The organism is Microcoleus sp. N3A4, assembly GCF_036701805.1.
Taxonomy (GTDB): Bacteria; Cyanobacteriota; Cyanobacteriia; order Cyanobacteriales; family Microcoleaceae; genus Microcoleus.
The window spans coordinates 1-5354 of sequence record NZ_JAUBRJ010000140.1; the positions used below are offsets into that span (position 1 = coordinate 1).

Annotated in this window: 5 protein-coding genes; 4 read left to right on the top strand and 1 reads right to left on the bottom strand. The window is 40.1% G+C overall.

Annotation, left to right across the window (positions count from 1 at the left end; genetic code table 11):
• The first annotated feature begins 152 nt into the window (after positions 1-152).
• Positions 153-1439 carry an RNA-guided endonuclease IscB gene (gene iscB / locus QUA56_RS36025; protein WP_333368671.1) on the top strand — a complete coding sequence of 429 codons (1287 nt, stop codon included), beginning with the start codon at positions 153-155 and terminating at the stop codon, positions 1437-1439.
• Between the two features lie 595 nt (positions 1440-2034).
• On the opposite strand, the gene QUA56_RS36030 is transcribed toward iscB, so the two are convergent.
• Positions 2035-2562, bottom strand: a complete 528-nt coding sequence (locus QUA56_RS36030; RefSeq protein ID WP_333368674.1) for a hypothetical protein — start codon at positions 2560-2562, stop codon at positions 2035-2037.
• Positions 2563-3032: 470 nt separating this feature from the next.
• Between QUA56_RS36030 and QUA56_RS36035 the strand changes: the two genes are divergently transcribed.
• The 3 genes from QUA56_RS36035 (at position 3033) to QUA56_RS36045 (ending at position 5012) form a co-directional block, all read left to right on the top strand.
• On the top strand, positions 3033-3257 hold the full coding sequence (locus QUA56_RS36035) for a DUF433 domain-containing protein (protein WP_333368677.1): 225 nt from the start codon (positions 3033-3035) through the stop codon (positions 3255-3257).
• Positions 3258-3411: 154 nt separating this feature from the next.
• On the top strand, positions 3412-3876 hold the full coding sequence (locus QUA56_RS36040; protein WP_333368681.1) for a Uma2 family endonuclease: 465 nt from the start codon (positions 3412-3414) through the stop codon (positions 3874-3876).
• A 64-nt stretch (positions 3877-3940) separates the two neighbouring features.
• Positions 3941-5012 (top strand): IS630 family transposase gene (locus QUA56_RS36045; protein WP_333368684.1). Its coding sequence is split into 2 segments (ribosomal slippage): positions 3941-4927 and positions 4929-5012, totalling 1071 coding nucleotides; the frame shifts between segments, so codons are not numbered across the junction.
• Positions 5013-5354 lie beyond the last annotated feature (342 nt).

A 5354-nucleotide genomic window follows, 5' to 3' on the forward strand; every position in this document is an offset into this window, starting at 1 on the left:
GTAATCACTTCAGGGTTGAATTTTTAAAATTTATAACCATCAATTCTATTTAAAGACCTGCGGAATGTGGGTTGTAAAGCCAGTGCTGTGGAGAAAGTACCGCCTAATAACTATGCCGAGGCAACCTTTACTAATTAGGAATAGACGCAACCATGTCTAAAACCCCCAATCAAGTATTCGTACTTGACGCTGACAAAAAACCTCTAACTCCGTGCCTGCCAGTGATAGCTAGAAAGCTATTGAATGCAGGCAAAGCAAAGGTTTTTAGATTGTACCCGTTTACAATTATTCTGGGAAAATCGGTCAACGATCTACCAGAACCAATTGAAATCCGCATCGACCCTGGTAGCAAGACTACTGGCATAGCTTTGGTTCAGGGAACCCAGGTCATTTGGGGCGCTGAACTCACCCATCGGGGTCAAGCTATCAAGTCTCGACTTGAAACCCGTCGGGGCGTCCGGCGCAGCCGCGGTAACCGCAAAACTCGTTATCGAAAAGCGAGATTCTTGAATCGTACTCGCCCGAAAGGCTGGTTGCCTCCGAGCTTGCAGCACCGAGTGTTAACGACTATGACATGGGTTTCTCGCCTTCGCAAGCTAGCACCCCTCCAATCAATTGCTTTCGAGTTAGTAAGTTTTGACACTCAAAAAATGCAAAATCCAGAGATTTCCGGCGTTGAATATCAGCAAGGGGAATTACAAGGTTACGAGGTTAGACAGTACCTACTCGAAAAGTGGAATCGGGAGTGTGCTTACTGTGGTAGTGAAAATTTACCGCTGCAAGTCGAGCATATTAACCCACGCGCCAAGGGCGGCAGCAATCGCGTTTCCAACCTTTGCTTAGCTTGCGAAAAATGCAACCTCAAAAAGGGGACTCAAGATATTAAGGATTTTCTTAAGAAAAAGCCCGAAGTTCTTAAGAAAATAATGAGTCAAGCTAAAGCACCATTGAAGGACGCAGCAGCGGTTAACGCAACCAAGTCCGCTTTGTTCCAAGCTCTGAAGGCTACAGCGATTGAACCTATTTATGTAGGACGCGGTTCTTTGACGAAGTTCAATCGGACTAATTTGAAGTTCCCAAAGGCTCATTGGATCGATGCTGCCTGTTGTGGAGATGTAAGTCAAGGTTTGACTTTAACTATCAATCAACCGTTGCTAATTAAGGCGATGGGCTGGGGAAGTCGTCAAGTCGTGCAGACTGACAAATATGGGTTTCCGCGTTCGGGGTATAAACCAAAGAAAAAGGTCGCAGGCTGGAATACTGGAGACATTGTTTCGGTAATTGGTGGAAAACATCAAGGGGTTAAATGCAAAAGAATTAAAACCACTAGGTTCAAAGGTAATTTTGATATTCGGGTAAACGATAGCGTGATTAGCGTTTCTCGGAATCAACTTAAGCCTGTTCATCGCAGCGATGGATATAACTACTCGTTTGCATGAGATTGTCGTGAAATGTCCAAGAAAACAGTTAGAGCCTCTGGATCTCGGTTCCCAGGCTCTAGCCTGGGAACCAGTTAAGAAGACCAACAAATATCCGGCACGTTACTTTACTAAATCAGGAAACGGTAATTTCCTGACCTAAAGCTTATAAATACTACAGTTTCATCCGAATAAGATATTTTTGAGAGTTTGGTAGTCAACGATCATCATTCTTATTTTTTGTTAAATAGTTTTTTAAATGCGTGATACCTACAGCAATTAATAAAATACTAATATACATTAATATCACAACTAAACAAATACCAAGTATGAATCCAACCAAGAATAATAAAAACTGTATAAATGGAAATAGAGATTCCCAATAAAATATTAAAAGCCATATTCCAAAAACAACAAGTAGAAAACAATAAAATAACGCCATTAATCGATTAATAACAGCCGTTACTACTAACCCTACTATTAGCGAAATTATAAACAACAATACCGACATATACTTTTCATCCTAAATATATTTCCAGATTCAAACCGTGAAAGGTTTACAAATAAGTGTGTTAAAAAAAGGTAATTACAACCGTAATTACCTATATTCTAAAAATTAGTCTTTAAATTTACCTGGATTCAACCCCTTAACAATATCTCGAATTTCGGACATATCTTCTTTATCATCAATTTCTATAGTGACCTCTATTCTGAATATATCGTTATCGTTTTTATGAACTTTTTCTTTATTTTGTTTGATAACTTTCAACACGTCAACAACAGCACCAGTAAACGAGAATATTTTATCTCCGTATGTAATATCTCTAATTGCAATCTTATCGTCTAATTGCAAACCCAAATCAAAATTGTATCTTGCAACTTCCATAAGAGTCGGTTCTTCTTGTGCTATTTCATCGTTGTCCACTTTAAGAAGGGAAGGTATCAATACAATATACTCAATCATACGGTTGTTTCCTAAATTACATAAAAGTAGTTTAGCACAAAATATTTTTAATATGAAAAATGAAACCACCAAAGCTACATCAACCATTAACGTAAACAGCGACATACTATAGAACCAGCTAAAACCGGACTCTGGCGGGTTTTCTGTATGTGACCGCTGGCACTGTGCCAACACTCCCACCGCTGCAACCGCTCCGACCGCTGCGACCGCGCTAGACCCGCAACACTCCGACCGTGCCAGTCGTGCCAGTGCTTAGGGTGCAACCGTGAGAGCGTCTAGGGTGCGATTGTGGCAGTGCCAGCCGTGCCAGATGTGCAAATCCACCCCAAAACCCCCTAGACCGCCCTAAATGGTGCAATTTTGGAGCCGTGCCACCCATGTCAGCCGTCCGTGATATCGAGCCGATCGCCCTGTGTCGATCGGACTGCCACCAATTTTGGAGTCTTATTGGTGGAAAACCTACTAAATTCGGCAGACATCAAAGCCTGTCTTGCTTTTGCCGCAGACCATGAGAAAACTGATCCGCCTTGGCTACTTTCAACGTCAGGGTTCTTTTTTTATCCCTACTTGCTCAAACCTGAAATCCTGACCTAAACCAACCAGGATTATTTGCAGTTATAATTACGCTTATTAGTACAAAATATTGCTTTATGAACTACCACGACATCATCACAATTGAACCGGGAAAACGCAGTGGCAAACCATGTATTCGGGGAATGCGAATCACCGTCTACGATATCTTAGAATATCTCGCAGGTGGCATGACGGAAGCAGAAATTCTCGAAGATTTTTCCGAACTAACTTCCCCAGACATCAAAGCCTGTCTTGCTTTTGCAGCCGATCGTGAAAAAAAGTTATTTGTGACATCCCTGTGAAACTTCTATTTGAAGAAAACCTCTCAGATGCCGCCTTATAATATAATTGAAACAGTGCTACCCAGCTTGTTAATTTAATGAAAATCACTGCGACCGCCGCTTCCCTCGGATGTGTAAACATTTTAATAACAATAGCAATCCTGGAAGGTAAAATATGACACAAGCCCACAAACAAAAACTTACCTTTGAAGAGTACCTCACCTATGAGGACGACACCGACAACCGCTACGAATTAATTGATGGAGAGTTAGTAACATTGCCACCAGAATCGGGCCCCAACAATTTCATTGCTAACTATCTACTATTCACTCTGGCTAGTAGCGGGTTCATCCCACTGAGGCTGATCAGAACACATATGTGCGAAATCCAAGTTCCGATCCTGCGGGAGGGCGACGCAGCTAACCGCTACCCAGATTTGGTGGTTTTGCGCCCCGAACACATCTTGCTGACAGCAACCAGGCTAACCATCACCGAAACTATGCCACCTCCTCAGTTGGTTGTCGAGGTTGTTAGTCCAGGTAGAGTTGGGCGCGATCGCGATTACATTAGTAAACGAGCTCAATATGCAGCGCGGGGTATCCCTGAATATTGGATTGTTGACCCTCAAGAGGAGATATAGCAATCCTAAATGATTATCAAGACTATGATACAATTATATGCAATACTCGATCGTGAATAAAAAGATGAATAACTTAAAACTGCCCCTCAAAGATATGGAAAAGGAAATAACTCAATTAGAATCTTTCATTAAAAGTGATATCGATGCAAGAGAACTTAAACGAGCAATAGCTGTAAGGATGGCTGTCGAAGGCAAGTTCTACCATGAGATTAGCAAAATTCTCGGTGTAAGTGAATTTTTTGTTGGTCATTGGAAAAAACAATTTCAAACCAAAGGCATCGAAGGAATCAAGCTAGGGCATAAAGGGTCAAAAGGGTATTTAACAGCTCTACAAAAGACTGAAGTAATTGAGTGGCTAAAGAATAAAGAATATTGGAATTTAGATGAGCTGGTTACTTATGTAGAGCGAGAGTTTGGTGTGATCTATAAATCAAAACAGAGTTACTATGAACTTTTCGATCGGGCGAAAATTAGTTGGAAAAAAACTCAAAAAATCAATCCTAAATTTGATGAAGAACTGGTAAAAAAAAAGACGGAAGAAATTAACAATATTTTATTCAAAAACAAGGCTGGCATAGAAGCCGGGCAAATAATAGTATTATTTATAGATGAATGTCATCTACTTCATGGCGATCTGACTGGTTATGTTTGGGGTCAATCAAAAATCAGAATTGAAGTCCCAATTACCAATGAAAAAGATAGACAAACTTATTTTGGCGCACTCAATTATCAAAGCAAAGAATTCCATGTTCAGAGCCATCCATCTGGGGATGGAAAATCAACAGTTAAATTTATAAAATACTTACAAGATAAATATAAAAATCGCAAGATTATCTTGATTTGGGATGGAGCCAGTTATCATAAATATGGCGAATTTAGAGATTTTTTATTAGAAGTAAATGGTGACAAAGAGCCTGATGAGTGGTCAATTACTTGTATTTTATTTGCTCCAAATGCTCCCCAACAAAATCCCGTTGAAGATATTTGGTTACAGGCTAAAAACTTTTTAAGAAAGTATTGGTATTTATGTAGGTCTTTTAAGATTGTAAAATTTTTGGAGAGAATTTTTTACTAACGAACATAAATTTGATTTCCCCAAAATACATAAATATAATTGCACGGAAAAAATTAATTAGGATTGCTCTAGGTCTAGAAAATCATTTAGGATTGCTATAGTAGCGGTACTACGACTAGAATCAGGTGAGTATGTCGAAGTTGGGGTTTTTCAAGGGGAACAAGCGCTGATATCGCCGACTTTTCCGCAGTTGAACTTGACAGCCCAACAAGTCCTGGAAGGGGAGCTTTAGCCGCCGATTTACAAGGAATTCACAAAGAGAAAATGTATGAAAATTAGAGCAATTATTCATCCCGCAGAAGAAGGTGGCTATTGGGCTGAAGTTCCAGGGGGAACGCATCTTATTGAACACTGTTCATCAGTGATGAGTATATTTTAAGATAAATTCACCATTGTTAGAAGC